17 protein-coding genes are annotated in these 16,560 nt (G+C 61.8%); 13 read left to right on the top strand and 4 right to left on the bottom strand.

Annotation, left to right across the window (positions count from 1 at the left end; all coding sequences use genetic code 11):
* Positions 1-40: 40 nt before the first annotated feature.
* Positions 41-1,327: an aromatic ring-hydroxylating dioxygenase subunit alpha gene (locus AB4Z53_RS20625; protein WP_441597513.1), complete on the bottom strand. Its 1,287-nt coding sequence runs from the start codon at positions 1,325-1,327 to the stop codon at positions 41-43.
* 226 nt (positions 1,328-1,553) lie between these two features.
* Here AB4Z53_RS20625 and AB4Z53_RS20620 point away from each other — a divergent pair, with 226 nt between their 5' ends.
* The 5 genes from AB4Z53_RS20620 to AB4Z53_RS20600 all read left to right on the top strand — a co-directional run bounded on the left by AB4Z53_RS20620 (position 1,554) and on the right by AB4Z53_RS20600 (position 6,621).
* On the top strand, positions 1,554-1,871 hold the full coding sequence (locus tag AB4Z53_RS20620; RefSeq protein ID WP_113537006.1) for a non-heme iron oxygenase ferredoxin subunit: 318 nt from the start codon (positions 1,554-1,556) through the stop codon (positions 1,869-1,871).
* A 156-nt stretch (positions 1,872-2,027) separates the two neighbouring features.
* Positions 2,028-2,720, top strand: a complete 693-nt coding sequence (locus AB4Z53_RS20615; RefSeq protein ID WP_441597512.1) for a class II aldolase/adducin family protein — start codon at positions 2,028-2,030, stop codon at positions 2,718-2,720.
* Positions 2,721-2,954: 234 nt separating this feature from the next.
* Positions 2,955-3,704, top strand: coding sequence for an IclR family transcriptional regulator (locus AB4Z53_RS20610; protein WP_441597511.1), 750 nt, complete (start codon positions 2,955-2,957; stop codon positions 3,702-3,704).
* Between the two features lie 160 nt (positions 3,705-3,864).
* On the top strand, positions 3,865-5,103 hold the full coding sequence (locus tag AB4Z53_RS20605; protein WP_441597510.1) for a cupin domain-containing protein: 1,239 nt from the start codon (positions 3,865-3,867) through the stop codon (positions 5,101-5,103).
* Positions 5,104-5,106: 3 nt separating this feature from the next.
* A complete protein-coding gene (locus tag AB4Z53_RS20600; protein ID WP_441597509.1) occupies positions 5,107-6,621 on the top strand; it encodes an ethanolamine ammonia-lyase reactivating factor EutA in 1,515 nt (504 codons plus the stop codon).
* A 64-nt stretch (positions 6,622-6,685) separates the two neighbouring features.
* Here the strand turns inward: AB4Z53_RS20600 and AB4Z53_RS20595 are convergent, their stop codons facing one another.
* Entirely contained in the window at positions 6,686-8,299 is a 1,614-nt protein-coding gene (locus tag AB4Z53_RS20595) for an FAD-dependent monooxygenase (RefSeq protein WP_441597508.1), read from the bottom strand.
* Between the two features lie 242 nt (positions 8,300-8,541).
* Between AB4Z53_RS20595 and AB4Z53_RS20590 the strand changes: the two genes are divergently transcribed.
* The 5 genes from AB4Z53_RS20590 (at position 8,542) to AB4Z53_RS20570 (ending at position 12,267) form a co-directional block, all read left to right on the top strand.
* Positions 8,542-9,531 carry an ABC transporter substrate-binding protein gene (locus AB4Z53_RS20590; protein WP_441597507.1) on the top strand — a complete coding sequence of 330 codons (990 nt, stop codon included), beginning with the start codon at positions 8,542-8,544 and terminating at the stop codon, positions 9,529-9,531.
* Positions 9,532-9,622: 91 nt separating this feature from the next.
* Entirely contained in the window at positions 9,623-10,315 is a 693-nt protein-coding gene (locus tag AB4Z53_RS20585) for a class II aldolase/adducin family protein (RefSeq protein WP_441597506.1), read from the top strand.
* A 29-nt stretch (positions 10,316-10,344) separates the two neighbouring features.
* Positions 10,345-11,358, top strand: coding sequence for an amidohydrolase family protein (locus AB4Z53_RS20580; RefSeq protein ID WP_441597505.1), 1,014 nt, complete (start codon positions 10,345-10,347; stop codon positions 11,356-11,358).
* A gap of 58 nt (positions 11,359-11,416) precedes the next feature.
* Positions 11,417-11,692, top strand: a complete 276-nt coding sequence (locus tag AB4Z53_RS20575) for a metal-sensing transcriptional repressor (RefSeq protein ID WP_441597504.1) — start codon at positions 11,417-11,419, stop codon at positions 11,690-11,692.
* A gap of 269 nt (positions 11,693-11,961) precedes the next feature.
* Positions 11,962-12,267, top strand: coding sequence for a hypothetical protein (locus AB4Z53_RS20570; RefSeq protein WP_113536997.1), 306 nt, complete (start codon positions 11,962-11,964; stop codon positions 12,265-12,267).
* 68 nt (positions 12,268-12,335) lie between these two features.
* Here AB4Z53_RS20570 and AB4Z53_RS20565 read toward each other — a convergent pair whose 3' ends face one another.
* The gene (locus tag AB4Z53_RS20565) at positions 12,336-13,688 is read right to left on the bottom strand and encodes a GAF domain-containing protein (RefSeq protein WP_441597503.1); all 1,353 of its coding nucleotides are present in this window, start codon (positions 13,686-13,688) and stop codon (positions 12,336-12,338) included.
* Positions 13,685-14,158, bottom strand: a complete 474-nt coding sequence (locus AB4Z53_RS20560) for a pyridoxamine 5'-phosphate oxidase family protein (protein ID WP_113536995.1) — start codon at positions 14,156-14,158, stop codon at positions 13,685-13,687. Before AB4Z53_RS20560 ends, AB4Z53_RS20565 begins: the two co-directional genes overlap by 4 nt.
* A gap of 281 nt (positions 14,159-14,439) precedes the next feature.
* On the opposite strand from AB4Z53_RS20560, the gene AB4Z53_RS20555 reads away from it, so the two are divergent.
* From AB4Z53_RS20555 to AB4Z53_RS20545, 3 genes are read left to right on the top strand one after another with little or no spacing between them, the layout of a single operon-like run.
* A complete protein-coding gene (locus AB4Z53_RS20555) occupies positions 14,440-14,901 on the top strand; it encodes a cupin domain-containing protein (protein ID WP_113536994.1) in 462 nt (153 codons plus the stop codon).
* A gap of 58 nt (positions 14,902-14,959) precedes the next feature.
* Complete coding sequence (locus AB4Z53_RS20550) at positions 14,960-15,805, top strand: arylamine N-acetyltransferase family protein (RefSeq protein WP_441597502.1); 846 nt, start codon at positions 14,960-14,962, stop codon at positions 15,803-15,805.
* 35 nt (positions 15,806-15,840) lie between these two features.
* On the top strand, positions 15,841-16,455 hold the full coding sequence (locus AB4Z53_RS20545; RefSeq protein ID WP_113536992.1) for a YceI family protein: 615 nt from the start codon (positions 15,841-15,843) through the stop codon (positions 16,453-16,455).
* Positions 16,456-16,560: the final 105 nt, after the last annotated feature.

Here is a 16,560-nt window from a genome sequence, read left to right as displayed (position 1 = left end):
CCGCCGACTCCCACGAATGAGTGCCGGCGGCGCCTTTCGATCAGACGCTTGTCGGTGCCTTGCCCTCGATGACGACGAGCGCCTCTTCGGCGACATCGACATAGGATTTTTCGACCGGCAGGACGATTGCCGCAGAGCGGACACGATGATGGGCCGGATCGACGCCGGGAGGCGTGATGGCCTTGTCACGCAGCGCCCGCGCCGCCTTCATCAGGCGATGGCGGGCCATGATGATGCCGTTGTCGGTCGACACGAGGTTTTCTTTCGAGCGATCGACGATCGGCCCCATGCTTTCCTGCAACGAGGCATCCTGCATGGCGATGCCTTCTACGCCGGAATAGGTGGTGCCCTTGCGCTGGGCCTCGCGGTCCATCAGGTAGTCGTTGTCCTTGTTGGCGAGAGGGCGATAGGTGCCCGGAACATAGGCCACGTGAATGCCCTTGCCGTCGATCATTGCCTGCCGCTCTTCCTGCGTCAGAGCGCGCTCCGGACGATAGTCGAAGCTCCAGGCCCAACAGTTCTCGTCGTCGATCGGTATCCAGAAGTGTCCATGAACCGGGTGGTTTCCGCGCGGCGGCACCATGGTGAACGACGGCATGACCCACGGCGTGACCCGCCAGTAATAGTGCCCCTCCTCCGCATTGCGCCGCGCGCCGATATAGAGGCCGCCGGCGCTATCGGTCACTTCGAAGAAGGGACGGGAATCGGACATGTTGTACTTGTTGCCGCGCGCGCCTTTGAAAAGCGGGTCGCTGTTGAGGCTGCCGCTGTGCAGCCACGAGACGTGGCTGGAGTCGATGCCGCCTTCCATGGCCTGCAGCCAGTTGCACTCCTGCCACCGCTTCGACGTAAAGGTCTGCTCCGAAGGAACAAGCGAGAATTCCCATTCGGGATGGGGCGGCTGCTTGTCGGCCGGCCCCATATAGGTCCACAGGATGTCTCCGATCTTGACCAGCGGATAGTTCTTCAGCTTGATCTTGCCGCAGTAGCCGCTTTCCTTCGGCTCTGAAGGAACTTCCGTGCACTGTCCGGTGTGGTCGTATTTCCACCCATGGTATGGGCAGCGCAGGCCGCCCTGCTCATTGCGACCGAACCAGAGCGAGACGCCGCGATGCGCGCAGAACTCGTCGATAAGGCCATAGCGCCCTTCGCTGTCGCGAAATGCCAGCAGACGCTCACCAAGCAGCTTGACCCGAACCGGCGCGCAATCGTTGTCCGGCAATTCCTCGGCAAGCAGCGCCGGGATCCAGTAGCAGCGGAACATATCGCCCATCGGCGTGCCCGGACCCGTCTGGGTCAGTAGATCGTTCTGTTCCTTCTTGAGCATTTCTCTCCTCCAGATCGAAGCTGCCCGTGCAGCATCGTTTCCCTGTCGCCCCGGATCCGCAGCTGTTGCCCGAGGGCTGGGTGCTGGAAATTCGGGTTGACGTTCTTGAATGATCGTCTATCCTGTGATTGTTCCTTTATACGGAACGCTGTTTCTTTTTAAGGAACGTACTCGCCCAACGGGGCGTCGTCAAGCGCCGCCTGAATCTCAGAGGAGGAACTGCAAAATGGCCGAGGCATGCACCACAATCCGGTTGTGTTCGACGAGCGAGGTGGATTGGGACAGCGCCATTCGCGTTGAGGAGGGTGACCTCGTCCTCGCCGTATTCAACGTCAACGGCGTGTTCTACGTGACCGACGACCTGTGCACGCACGGCCCTGGCTCGCTGTCGGAAGGCTATCTCGACGGCCACACGATCGAATGCGACTTCCACAACGGCGCGTTCGACCTGCGCACCGGCGAAGTCGTCGCGCCGCCGTGCATGGTCCCGGTAAAAACCTACAAGGTGGTCATCGAGGACGATCACGTGCTGATCGAGGTCTAGCTCGGCGATCACCGCGACCGCTTGTCATTTTGCAAAAATCCCATATTTTAGGATTTATCAAAAATGGAGGATGAAATGACAGAGCCGAAGCTAGTGGAACACGGGACGGGCGCGCAGGATGGGCACTCTGAGGAAACGCTCAGGCTGGACGTATCCATGAGCACCCGACTGCTCAACAGCATGAAAATCCTCGAGTATAGCGGCCACGTATCGGCCCGGCTTCCGGGAAGAGAAACGTTTCTTGTTCAGCCCCAGAACAAAAGTCGTGCCGAGGTCGGTCCACAAGACCTCCTGATCTGCGATCTTGACGGCAAGGTGGTGGTCGGCCCGTCCGGTGTCAGGCCGCCATCCGAAGTTTTCCTGCACTGTGAGATTTATCGGCACCGCTCCGACGTCAATGCGATCGCCCATTTCCACCACGACGTCACCAACGTCTTCACTCTCGTCGAAGACGTGCCGTTGCGCGCTTTCAAAAACCACGCCATTCGCTGGAAGAGTGGCATTCCGGTCCATCCCGACCCGGCGCACGTCGACGACGCCGAGCGCGGCAGAGCGATCGTGAAGACTTTGGGCGACCATCATGCCATGCAGATCCGCGCACACGGCCAGATCGTAACGGCCGAAACCGTGCGTGGGGTCTTCATCGATTCCGTCCATCTCGTGGAGAATGCCGAGGCTGCCTATCGCGCCTGCTCGCTTGGCAAGCCGAAGCCGCTGACGGAAGCGGAGATCGAATCCTTCTCGCACAGCTTCCGCCGCGGCCACCACATCCGCAAACTCTGGAACTACTACACGCTCGGCGCCATCCGCGAAGGGGTCTTCCCCGAGACCTGGGTGGCAGAAGCCTGAACGGCCACAGGCCACAGGCCTGCCGGGGTCGCTGTCGAAACCGCTTGATGGCCGCTTCATGCTGACAGACAATGGCCGCTGCTTCGGCCCGCCCGCCTTCCCGGCGCCGGCGGCCGGCGCGGCGGCGGTTCTCGCCGCTTGCAAACCCGAGCTGAGAGACATGCCGTTGCGACATCGCCCCGCTTTTCGTCCATTTGTGAGGCCTCCATTCGCCATTTCGGGGAGCCACCTCGCTTGAATAGCCATGAAAAGATGCTCGGGCTCCTCGACCTGTTCGACGGTGAGGAGAAGGCCGTAACCGTGACCATAGACGAAATGCATGAAAGGCTCGGCTACACCCGATCCACTCTGTACCGCTATCTGAAGACCCTGACGGATGCGGGGCTGCTGACGTCGCTTCCATCGGTCGGCTACATGCTCGGCCCGCGCATCGTCGAGCTGGACTACAAAATCCGCACGGGCGACGTGTTGATCCGTGCGGCGCGACCGGTCATGGAGGAGTTGGCGGCTCAGTTTCGCGGCATTGCACTCCTATGCCGCCGTTATCGCCTCGAGGTGATGTGCGTGCACCAGGAAAGCGGCACCGATCTGATCCACTCCAGCTATGAACGGGGCCGTCGGCGTTCGCTGCTGCATGGGGCAGCTTCGCTCGCGATCCTCGCCTATCTGCCCGATCATCAACTGCGAAAATTTCACGGGCAGGCCACGGGCGAGTTCGCCGAAGCGGGTTTTGGCACGACGCTGAAGGATGCAAAGGCGATCCTGCGCGAACAGCGCCAACGCGGCTGGGTGAGCACGCGAGGCGACGTCACACCGGGTGTGACAGGCGTCGCTGCCCCGGTCTTCGATGCCCAGTCCGAGATCATCGGCAGCCTCAGCCTGACGCTGCCTGATGGTCAAATCCAGGCGCGGTCCCTCGAGGACATCGCCGAACGCGTTACCTTTTGTGCCGGTGTGATCTCCAAGACCATCGCCTACGGCTGATCCTGTCGCTTCCCCTCAGAAACAAGCCCTTTCCGAAATCGCGCTACCGCACCGATGGGCATCTGTTTAGCGTCCTTCTCCAACCGGAGAGGGTTGATCGCTGCCGTGCGGCGCAATGCATCGAATCCCCTCCTGAAACCGGATTTGAGAGGAGACGACGATGCATCAGGACCCACTTGGCGGCGGAACCGGCACGCACTGGCATGAGCCGGCCGGAACGAAAAAGGCTGGCTTTGGCGAGTTCAAGAAGCAGCCCACCCCCTATGATCAGTTCATGGAAAGCGAAGGCATTCCCGTCTTCCGTGATCTCGGTGTGTCCAATGTGAAGAACCTGCCGCTGACGACTTGGAAGCGGACCGGCGGTCGCGGCACGTATATCCAACTCTACGGCACCGAAACGAAGTGGGGCTGCCATCTCGTCGAAGTCCCGGCAGCGGGCGCACTGAACGCCGAAAAGCACATGTACGAGGAGATCTATCTGGTCGTCGAAGGACGTGGCTCAACGGAGGTCTGGATCGAAGGCGAAGGCAAGAAGCATGTCTTCGAATGGCAGGAGGGCTCGATGTTCTCCATCCCGATGAATGCGATGCACCGCATCGTCAACGCCACCAACAGCCCCGCGCTGTTGCTTGGAGGCACGACGGCCCCGAACGTGCTGAACCAGATCCAGAACGTCGAGGCGGTCTTCAACAACCCCTTCGTCTTCCGCGATCGCTTCTCCGGCGCGGACGACTTCTACAAATACCGAGAGGAGATCGAGCCGGATCCGGTGCGCGGCCTTGCCATGCGCCGCACCAATTTTCTGCCGGACGCGGTCAACTGCGACCTGCCCCTCGATAATCGCCGTTCCGTCGGCTATCGCCGCGTCGAGCCCTTCATGACCAACAACGCCTTCTATTACTGGATCGGCCAACACGAAAATGGTCGCTACTCAAAGGCGCATGCACATACGTCGGCAGCGATCCTCATTTGCCTCAAGGGCGAAGGCTACACCTACACCTGGCCGGAAGAATGCGGCGTCAATCCCTGGAAGGACGGCCACGGCCATCGCGTGCGCCGGCTGGACTATGGCCCATACGGCATGGTCACCGCCGCGCCCGGCGGCGCCCGCTGGTATCACCAGCATTTCAGCGTGTCGAAGGAGCCCTTCCGCCTCACGGCCTGGTTTGGCCCGCACAACCCTGGCCGCGACCCCGGCGCACCCGGCGAGAAGCACACCGACTATACGGCGATCGACGTCAACGAGGGCGGCACCGCCATCCCCTACTGGATGGAGGATCCCCATATCCGTGCGGAATACGAGGCGCTGTTGAAGAAGAACGACGTGGAGGTGCGCATGAAGCCGGAATGGTATGAAAAGCCGGCCGACACCTCGAAGAAGCTGTCGACCGTGGTCTGACCCATGGCCGACGACGAGGAAGAACAGGGCGGTCGCATATTCTTTTCGAACATCGGCCGCAGCATGGAGCTGGAGGACGAAATCGTGCTGACAAGCGTCGGCATCGATATCGGCTCCTCCACCTCGCATCTCGCCTTCTCGCGCATCGTGCTCGAGCGGCTCGACACCCGCTATATGGTGGTCGAACGCACGTTGTTGCACCAGTCGGACGTCCTGCTGACGCCCTATCGAGGCAACAACGAGATCGACGCCGACGCGCTCGGCGCCTTCATTGCGCAGCAATATGACGCCGCCGGTCTGACACCTGACGCCATCGATACCGGTGCCCTTATCCTGACCGGCGTCGCGGTGCGCAGAAGCAATGCGCGTGCGATCGGCGACATCTTCTCCGCCCAGACCGGCAAATTCGTGGTCGTCAGCGCAGGCGATGGCCTGGAAACCACGCTCGCCGCCTTCGGCTCGGGCGCCGTTGCGCGCTCGGCAAAGGCAAATACCCGCGTACTCAACGTCGATATCGGCGGCGGCACGTCGAAGCTCGCATTGTGCGAAGGCGGTTCGATCCGGCACATCACCGCGATCGACATCGGCGCGCGCGTCATCGCCTTCGACGACGACCGCCGCGTGACCCGCATCGAGGAAGCAGGCCAATACTTTGCAGCCCAGGCCGGCGTTTCTGTCGTCCTTGGAGCTGTTCTCGCGGAGACGGACGCAGGCAATATTGCCAACACCATGGTCGAGTGCCTGTTCGAGACGATGCAGGGTGGATCAATGCGGCCGCAGACAACGGCCCTGCTCCGTCTCCCGGCCCTACCGGCCGGGCCACTTCCGGATGTCGTGACCATATCCGGTGGCGTCTCGGAATTCCTCTATGCCGGGGAAGAACAGCGTTTCGGCGATCTCGGCCCGTTGCTCGCGGCGGCTCTGAGAAAGAAACTTGCGGGTTGGCCACCGACATTGGAGATCCCGCAGCAGGGTATCCGCGCGACCGTGGTCGGCGCGTCGCAATACACCGTGCAGGTTAGCGGCAGCACGATTTACGTCGAACCATTGGGGTCGTTGCCAATCCGCAATGTCCCCGTGATCAAGCCATCGCTCTCCTTTGGCGAAGAAATCGATACCGGCTCCATCGCCGAGGCCGTGAGCGACGCGCTCGCAAGGCTCGACCTTGTCGAAGGCGAAAGCCCGGTTGGGCTTTGCTACGAGTGGGAAGGCTCCGCCAGCTACGGACGGCTCGATGGCTTCTGCCGAGGGGTGCTGATGGGCCTTGCGCCGATCCTTGCCAAGGGCCACCCGCTCATTCTTGTCGGCGAAGGCGATATCGGCGGGCTGGTCGGCATGCACTGCCGCCAGGAGGCGAATGTCGCACGGGTGATCTCGATCGACGGCATCAAGCTCGACGAATTCGATTTCATCGATATTGGCGCAATGCTGGAGACTTCCGGTGCCGTGCCGGTGGTGATCAAGTCGCTGGTCTTTCCGAGCCTGGGCCTCGGCCATGAAGCCTTCGAGAAGCAATAGCGCCGATTTGTCACGATCGCGCGTCCGGGCCGCGGTCCCTCCTGGGGCCTGCGGCCCCCTTTCCTCAATGACCGGTCACCATGGCCGCCAGCCCATCCGCATCTTCCGGCGCCTGCCGGCCACGCCAGACGACGTGCATATCCGGCCGGACCAGGATCAGGTCATAGCCATAGATGTCGCGGGCTCTTGGCTCCGCAATGTCAACGGCCGCGAAAGGTACGCCGCGGGCAGCGAACGCCTGCGCCAGCCCCCCGCTGTCGGCGCCGGTTCCACCCAGCCGCAGCAAGGTATAGCCATTCCCGATCAGGTCCTGCACGGCCGCGCCGTTATCGAGCCAGATGTGTGGAAGGCGTGCTCCTGGCCACGTCGTCGGGTGGTATTCGCGAAAGAGATGCTCCGGCCCGCCCGGCTCGTCGGTGATGACAGGCGACCCGACATAGCGATATCCGAGCTCGGCCCCGATCATCTCGTTGGTCTTGCGCTGCTCGACATCCGCGACGCTCCTGAGGTTGTCACGCGTCGCCTGGCCCTGCGGTGTCGCGTCGCGAATGTCCGGTCGATACTGGGCGCGCCATTTGCGGCGGCCGAGCGACGCATAGCGAGACGCTCCGACATTGCGATCGCCTATCTGCCTGCGCTCTATCTCATAGGATCGGAGAAGATTGGGGCCGCCCCATCCTTCCAGCACGGCCGCAAGCTTCCAACCAAGGTCGACAGCGTCGCCGACGCCCGTGTTCATGCCGAGCCCGCCGGTGGGGATCACCAGGTGGGCCGCGTCACCGGCAAGGAAAACCCGGCCAATACCGTAATGATCGGCCAGAAGCAGGTTCTGCTTCCATTGCCCGACGTAAAGCATGGTGTAGTCGACTGGCGCACCGACCGCCTTTTCGAACTGCTCCGCCATATCTTCGTCGCGCTCGACGACGGCATGCAACGTCCAATGCCTGGTGGAATCCTGCATGATCAGGAACGTCGCCTGCCCGTCCGCCACATGGAAGTGCCGCCCCCTGCCAGGACCATCGCCGATCGGGATCCGATCATACAATGTCTGGCTGGAATAGAGCGCCTGCCGCAGATGCAGGAGATTTCCCTCGCCGCGCAGTTTGATCCCAAGCTGCTTGCGCACCGGGCTCCCACCGCCATCGCAACCGACCAGGAACTTTGCCCGGATCTCGCCCAGACCTCCCTTGCCGTCGACGATCTTCGCCGTTACCCCGTACGCGTCCTGCTCCAGCGACAGGAACTCGCAGCCATAGCGGACCGAAACCGTCGGGAGCGCTTCAGCGACAGACTTCAGCAGCGGCTCCAGCGTGTATTGCGATATCAACTGGTAGGCCTCGAGCGGCAGCGCAGCATCCTTGGATCGCGCGATCTCCTCCTGCGCCAGCGACACCGAGGCATAGGGCAGTCGGAGCAATGGAGGCTCGCTCATCGAGAGGACGACATAGACGTCCATCGGCACCGATGCGTCGAGACCCGCCGCCCGGATCTTCTTGGCCAACCCCATACGCCGGAAGATCTCCATGGTGCGAGCGTTGCAGCGCTCCATCTTCGGCAGGAATTCGGGACTCTCCTTCTTCTCAAGCAGGATGCAGCGCACCCCTCTTTGTCCCAAATCGATTGCGAGCGTCAGCCCCACTGGACCGGCTCCGACAATAACGACATCCGCTTCATACATTATGGGATTCCATCAAACATGGGTGAACGCTACGGTTGGCTTTTCGGCAACCGTTCTCGGCATTTCGATCGCGCATTCCGCCTTATCTCTCGTCCGTTCAGTATTGCAGGGCGATTTCTTTCGTCAATGCCAATCTTCGCCAAATCTCATAATTTGAGATTTTACAAAAAACCCTGGACAAGAAATTGCGACTGAAGCATGGTGTCGACGCCGTCCGATTACGGGCCGCAGAGGAGGAGAGCATGACAAAAAAGCTGGAGCTGACGCTCGCGTGCGGCGACTACGAGATCGTTCGCGCCCTCAAGGAAGGTACGGTCAGGCCCGACGGCATCGAACTCACCATCCTGACGGAGATGGACTCCACCACGCGACATTGGCGCTTCCTGCGAAATCGTGAATTCGATGTGGCCGAGGTCTCGCTTTCCTCATACATCGCGGCCAAGGGCCGCGGCCTGCCCTTCGAAGCGATTCCGGTCTTCCTGCACCGCCGCTTCCGGCATGGCTTCATTTACACCAACACAGGAAGCGGCATCCGCGAACCGAAAGACCTGATCGGTCGCAAGGTTGGCGTGAAGAACTATCTCGTGACGGCGACCCTGTGGCAGCGCGGTCTGCTGGAGAGCGAGTACGGCGTACCGCACACCTCCATGGACTGGTACGCCGAACTCGATGAAGATGTCGACTTCACGCCCCCTGCCGACCTCAGGCTGCATCGGCTGCCGGATGACAAATCCGTCGAGCAGATGCTGGTCGACGGCGAAATCGACGCCCTCCTCCACCCCGATCTGATCGATCCGATCGTGAAGAAGGATCCGCGCGTTGGACGTTTGTTTCCTGACTACAAGCGCGAGGAAGTCGAGTACTTCAGACGCACCGGCATCTTTCCCATCATGCACGTGCTCGGCATCCGTCCCGAAATCGTCGCGCGTCATCCCTGGGTACCGATCAACCTTTACCAGGCCTTCAACGAGGCCAAGCGCATCGCCATGGAGCGCATGGAAAATCCGCGCATCGTGCCGCTGGCCTGGTATCGCGAGGCCTGGGAGGAGCAGCAGGCGATCCTGGGCGACGACCCTTGGGCCTACGGCCTCAACGATCAAAACATAAGGACGATAGAGACGGCCGTCGGCTACGCCCTGCAACAGGGTCTGATCGACAGGAAGGTCGAACTCTCCGAGCTCTTTGTCGACCTCTCGCAGGGTCGAAAGCGCGGTGACAAGCACCGTGTGTGACCGCTGTCCCACCCCCACCGAACTCAACGAATTCAGGCCGGCCTGGCAGGCGACGAACTGCCAACAGCCGCCGAAACCAACGGAGGCCGGCGTGCACGACGAGCTGAAGCAGCGCATGATCGAAGCCGGGCGCATTCTGGAACAGGCAGGACAAGGGGACTGGACCCGCGGTCACATCTCCCTGCGCGTCCCCGACGCCCCGGACCGCTTCTACATGAAGGCGTCCAAGATCGGCCTTGAGGAAATCGCCCTCGACAACATCATTACCGTCGGCCTCGATGGCGAAAAGATCGAGGGCGACCATGGCCGACACAACGAGGTCTACATCCATTCCGAAGTGTTGCGCGCGCGCCCCGACATTAACGCCGTCGTTCATACCCATGCGCCGCATGCCGTCAGCTTTTCCGCACTTGGCAAGCCGCTCCAGGCCATAGGCCATCCCGGTGCGATCTTCGCGGAAGGACTTCCCGTCTTTTCCGAAACGACCGAACTGATCACGACGGCAGATCGTGGCCGTGCGGTAGCGACGACACTGGGGACCCACGGCGCGATGTTGCTGCAGAACCACGGCCTCGTCACCGCTGCACCGACCATTGAGCAAGCCGTCTATCTCGCCTTGTCGCTTGAGAACGCCTGCATGATGCAGCTCTGGGTGGAAGCAGCCGGCGGTGCAAAGGCGCTTGGCAAGCCGGAGGACGTCCAAGCCAAGCGCAAGCACATGTTTCGCGACGAGATGTTCAAGGCAACGTTTGCCTATCTCGTGCGCCACCTGCAACGCAGTTGACCGGCTTCATCGGTCGTCCGGAGGAACTCATGCATTACATCGACGCATTCAACCATTTCTTTCCGAAAGCCCTATGGGACCGCATCCAGCAGCTGGAAGGCGCGGGCAAGGATATCGGTCGGCGCATGCAGGGCGTTCCCTGCATCCATGATCTTGAAACGCGGTTCCGGGTGATGGACCAGTTTCGGGATTACACGCAGATCCTCTCTCTTGGCATGCCGCCGCTGGAGGCGATGGGCGGCCCGGAACTGGCGACAGAACTGGCCCGCATCGGCAATGACGGCCTGGCGGCCCTGGTGAACGCGCACCCTGATCGCTTCGCCGGTTTCGTTGCCGCCCTGCCGATGAATGCACCCGAGGCGGCTGTCAAAGAGGCTGAACGCGCCTTTACCGAGCTTGGCGCCAACGGCCTGCAGATCCATACGAACGTCAACGGCGCGCCGCTCGACGAGGAACGTTTCTTCCCGATATTCGAGACGGCTGCGCGGCATGGAAAGCCTGTGCTTTTGCACCCATCACGCACCGCGTCCATGCCCGACTATGCGACCGAGGACAAATCGAAGTACGAGATCTGGTGGACGTTCGGGTGGCCCTACGAAACGAGCGCGGCCATGGCGCGCCTGGTGTTTTCCGGGTTCATGGATCGCCTGCCCGATCTCAAGGTCCTCGCCCACCATATGGGTGCGATGGTGCCCTATTTCGAAGGCCGCGTCGGCCCGGGCTGGGATCAGCTCGGCAAGCGGACATCGGATGAAGACCTCTCCTTGGTGCTTCAACGGCTGAAGAAGAGGCCGCTCGACTACTTCAAGGATTTCTATGCCGACACCGCCGTATTCGGCTCCCGCGCTGCGACGCTCTGCGGCCTGGAGTTCTATGGCAGCGACCGCATCCTCTTCGCTTCGGATTCTCCATTCGATCCGGAAAAGGGTCCCGGCTACATCCGCGACACGATCAAGATCCTGGAGGGGCTCGATCTCCCCGCCGCCGACATGGAAAAGATCTGTTTCCGCAACGCAGAGAACCTATTTGGGCTTAAAGCGTAAGCGCCAAGTCACGGTTCTCCGCAAAAACGGATCACGTTTCAACGGACAGGAAGCCTTCATGAACGAACACAAACACGAGACCCACCCGGAGATCGTGAAGCGGCTGAAACGCGCCGAAGGCCATCTGAGAAGCGTGATCGCCATGATCGAGGACGGTCGCCCGTGCCTCGATATCACGCAACAACTCCATGCCGTTGAGAAGGCCATCACCAACGCCAAGCGCAGCCTGATCCAGGATCATCTCGACCATTGCCTGGAAGACACGATCGGCGGCATCGACCGGCACCAGCGGCTGGCGCTCGATGGACTCAAGGCTATCGCCAAGTACCTTTAAGGGGCCGTTGCATCGGGGAACACGGCGCTGTCGAATTTGTCCGGCGGCCGAATTTCGTATCCTCCCGTTTGCCACGATCGGAGTTGTCGCCGGTATGACTGGCGTGTCCAAGTCCTTGAAAACCCAAGAGCGTGGCCTGCAGCTGATGGATAGCAGGGCGACAGACTGCCACCGGTAATCGCTGCACGATGGGTTGCGCAAAGTTTGAGTTGACCGTTTTCGATCGCGCGGCGACACTTGCAACCTGTAGCGAGGCAGGAGGAAAAATGATGGCCGAGCCAGACAACTGGCGTCACATGGCAAGTGCGCCGAAAAACGGCAGTCGGATCCTCGTCACGATCCGACCGTCCGAACAGGGAGCGGCGGAAGTCGACCTCGCGTTTTGGTCGAATGGCGATCAGTTCGGTGCAGAAGGCTGGCGTGCTTCTGATTCCTCCCCCGGGCGCATCATCGAATACGCCGAGCCGGAACTGAAGTGCTGGATGCCGATGCCATCGGCCAATCTCACTCGCACGTCGATGCCCACCCCGTGGGAAGGCGACGATGAAGAAGAGCTCGACGGGTCAGGGATTTAACAGCTCACGCCTCCACCGGAGCGATCTGGTCCATCAATTTCCGGGACGAAAGGTGCTGCGGTACCGGGTCACAGCCCATCACCCGTGGTCGCTTCGAGCACGAGCGACCCCTCAGCCTCCAGCCGGACGCGGCCTCTGCCGACGCGAACAAGGCGAATGGGCGCGTGCTTTTCTTCGAGCCGGCGACGGAGCAGCAGGAGCCGGGTTTCCAGATTGTCCTTGATCTCCGGCATGCGGGCGCCGGCCGCAAGCCGCATTTCCCTGTTCGTGAATTCGCTTCGCCCGTCGCTCAGATGCCAGTCGAGCATCAGCCGCAGCAATGTGCCGGCGACGCCCTTCACGATGTAGGTGCCGTCGACGAACACGCTGTCATCAAAGCGGTGATGAGCAACCCGGATTGCTCGCCCGTTGACCGCCGGCTGAGGTGCGGGTACGGCCTGCCGCGGCTCAGCTGCGGCTGCCTCCCTCTCGCTGGCTCTGAGCGCACTGGCAGCCTGTTTCGCCAGGATTTCGAGAGCCGCCTCGTCTTCCTGACGGAAGGCCAGCCGTTCCGTGCTTTCAACATAGAGCACGCCCGCTACGGTGCCGCGGCTGGTCATGGGGACGGCGATCTGGCTCATGGCCCGCGGCAATTGCGGGAAGCCGACCGTGCGTGTGGCGTCTTCGGCGCCCTCCGTTTCCAGGCCCATCGCCTCGCCGAAGCGACGTACGCGGCTCATGTCGCTGACCTTGACCGTCTGGCCGCTCGTTGCCGCAGCACCGATCAATCCTTCTCCGCCGGCGACTTCCGATCCGAGCCCCGAGCGCTCATAGCCGATGCTGCCGGTGGTGATCAGGCAACCGCGATGGTGGTCGTGGATGAGCACGAGCGCGTTGCCGTATCCGAGAACACGCTGGACCTCGCCGAGCAGGCTGTCGATGATTTCGTCGGCTTCCGCCTGCCGCTCGATGGCGTTGATCGCCTCCGAAAGGGCGGGAAGGCTGACGGGCGCGCGACCTGCCATGGTCGAACCGGTCTCCACCGGTGAGCGAACCTTTTCAATCGCGTGAACGCGAAAGACGTCGGCACTCCTGAGCCGCATGACATCCGACATGCCGACCTGCGCACTGCTCGCTTTGAGCTGGCGGGCGATCTTGTCGAACAGTGCGCCGGCATCGACGGATCGCACGAAGCCGATGTCGAGCAGGAACTGGTCTCCGGTGAAGCCGTCGACAAGGATCAACGTGACCTTGGGATTGGCACGCACGTTTGCCGCCGTCTTGGCGAAGAACTGGTTGGAGAGCGCGACATGTTCCTCATCGACCTGCACTACATGGGAGAGATAGGAGATGTTCGGCATCCCATCGGCCGAAGCCGTGGCGATGATGGACGGGATGACACCCTCGAAACAGGCGCAAAGATCGGAAAGCCGCAGGTTCATTGCGACCTCGCCCCGGCCAGCATGCCGGCGAGCGGACCCGGCGTCTGGACATAGATTTCGCTGATCGCCAGCCGGGCGACCCTCGTTTCGCGCGCTGTCAACCATGGCGCGATGAGGTCCCGGGGCACACCAAGAGACTCGAGTTCGTCTGTCGCTGCCGTCATGAAACGATCGGCGCGATCGAGGTCGGCCGTTTCCGTTTTCCGCATCGAAGCCAACCCCTTCAACTGGAAGCTCACGTAATCCGAGGGGCTGACGAAGGTGGCGGCGATGCGCCCGGTCTGCCGGATGCAGGGCTCGAGGCGCGGCCACTGCCAGTCGGAAAAGAGGACGTCGATCGTCTCGCGGTCTTCGAGGAGCTGGAAGCCCACACCGCGTCCCGCAGAGGGGCGGCCCGTCTCGTCGGCGACAGCAATGATGCACATCAGCGGCCTATTGAAAAAGTCGAGGAGCTTGTCGTCGAGCTTCACTGTCGTTCCCCGTAGCGTGTCCTTGGCCTTCTTAGCAAACTTTTAGGATATTAGGGACGCCTTGCATATTCATTTAGGAACGCCGGTTTTTGCGGTGCGCTATAGAGGGGCCGTACCGGCTGGACGGCCTGGAAATCCACCAATCAGCGCTCTTGGACGGCCCCTGTGTCGCCCGGGCGAAACATATCGACTTCGCCCCGAACGCCGCGGTGGAGACGGGATTTCTGCGTCCTTCGGCATGAGCGAAAGCATCGAGGATGCATCCGAACCTGGAGAGAGAAATGAAGAAGTTCACCTATGCGGCGGTCACTCCGCCGGGACATGGGACGCCGGCGATGGCGTTCGGCAAACACGTCGTCCGCATGACGGCAACCAATACGGGCGGTTCGCTCGGCATGTTCGAGGCCCATGTTCCAGCCGGCGAAGGCCCGCCGCTTCATGTGCACGAGCGGGAGGACGAGTTGATCCGCGTCCTTGCCGGGCGCTTCGGCTTCTGGTGCGCCGGCGACTATGTCGAACTCACCGACGGCGGCTGCATCGCGTTGCCGCGTGGCGTGCCACACCGGTTCCGCAATATCGGGAAAGCAGAAGGCCACCTGATGGTCGTGGTCACGCCAGGCGGGTTTGAAGACTTCTTTTCCATCGTCGAACTCTGCAGGCCCGAAACACCGGAGCAGATCGCCTCTGTCGCCAAGGGTTTCGGCCTGACCTTTCTGCCTGACGACGACCGTCAGGTCGCCTGAACCAACCCGAAACACGCACCGCAAACGCAGCAACGGTCCATCGAAAGGAGACCGAAGGATGACACACGTGCCTTCGAATGAAGACGAATTGACACTGACCGCAGCACAGCTCGAGGCCTATCTCGTCCGGATCGGAATGGAGCATCCGGCTTGCCTCGATATTCGCAGCCTGTCGCAACTGCATCGCGCCCATCTTATGAATTTCACCTGGGAGGCACTGGATGCCTTCATGGGGTGGCCTTCCGCAATCAGTCCAGCCGCGGCTTTTGCCAAGATGGTCGAGGGCCGGCGCGGTGGCTGGTGCTACGAGATGAATGGCCTCTTTGGCGCGGCCCTGGCCGCCCTCGGCTTCCGCGTGACCCGCCTTTGCGGCGGCGTCGAGCGGGAAAAGCTCGGCGACATCGCCGTCGGCAATCATCTCACCCTGCGCGTCGATCTCGACCGTCCCTATCTTGCTGAGGTCGGCGTGGCGGACGCCATCGTCGAGCCGGTGCCGCTTGCCCTCGGGCCGTTCAGCCAGCGCGGCTTCGATTTTTCGATCATGCCGGCGGATGGTGGTTGGCTGCGCTTCAACAACCACGCACACGGCATCGCCAAGAGCTTCGATTTCCGGCCCGACCACAGCGACGAGGCGGCCATGGCCGCAACGCAAGGCTGGCTGATGCAGGATCCGGGCTCGCCGTTCACCAATGCACTTGCGGTCCTGCGGCACACGGCGGACGGCTATGTCGCCCTGCAGAATGACCGCCTGCGCCGCGTGTCGGCGGAAGGCCTCAGCGAACAGCGCATCACCAGCGCAGACCAACTCGCCGACATATTCAACAGCGTGTTCGACCTCAACGTCCCCCGGCCTGGACGCGTCTGGGAGCGTGTCCAGGCGATCGGTCGTGACAGGGCCGCTTGAGCCGGCGCCATCATTCCGCAATCAAGGAAACATCCATGCTTCGCATTATTGCTTTCTCGTTCGCTCTTGCCACCGGCACCGTCGCTCTTGCCGCCGCCAGCGACCCGGCGCCCGCCGGCGCCTACAAGACCGACCCTTCGCATTCGAGTTTCAACTGGTCGTTCAGCCATTCCGGCCTTTCCCACTACACTGCACGCTTCACCAGGGTCGACGCGCGGCTCGACTGGAAGCCGGACCGGCCGGATACCTCCACCCTCTCCGTCACGATCGATCCGCTATCGGTCCGCACCGACTATCCCTGGCCGGAAAAAGTGGACTTCGATGCCGAGATCGGCGGTGAGGACACGTTCCTCGCCGCCCGGCCGATAACCTTCGTCTCCAGGGCGGTCCGTATCACGGGCAAAAAGACCGGCACCGTCGAAGGTCTTCTCACCTTCCGCGGCGAGACGCACCCGGCAACACTCGACGTCACCTTCAACGGCTCGATGGCCGAGCATCCGATGATGGGCGTCCCGAAGATCGGCTTCTCGGCAACCGGCAGTATCCGCCGCAGTGAATGGGGGCTGGATTTCGCGATCCCCGAACTCGGCGACGAGGTCACCTTCGCCATCGAAACCCAGATGGTTCCGGCCGATTATTCGTTCCAGTGAAAAATGTGCGGCAGGTCCGCATTGACCGCGATAGGCCGCAGTCATGTCCGCCTTACGAAAGAAGTACTCGGCATGCTGCACCGCCATGTATCTGAAACGACGCAT

Origin of the sequence: Ensifer sp. 2TAB8, assembly GCF_052115125.1 — a bacterium.
Taxonomy (GTDB): Bacteria; Pseudomonadota; Alphaproteobacteria; order Rhizobiales; family Rhizobiaceae; genus Ensifer.
This window is presented reverse-complemented; position numbering and strand designations above follow the sequence as displayed.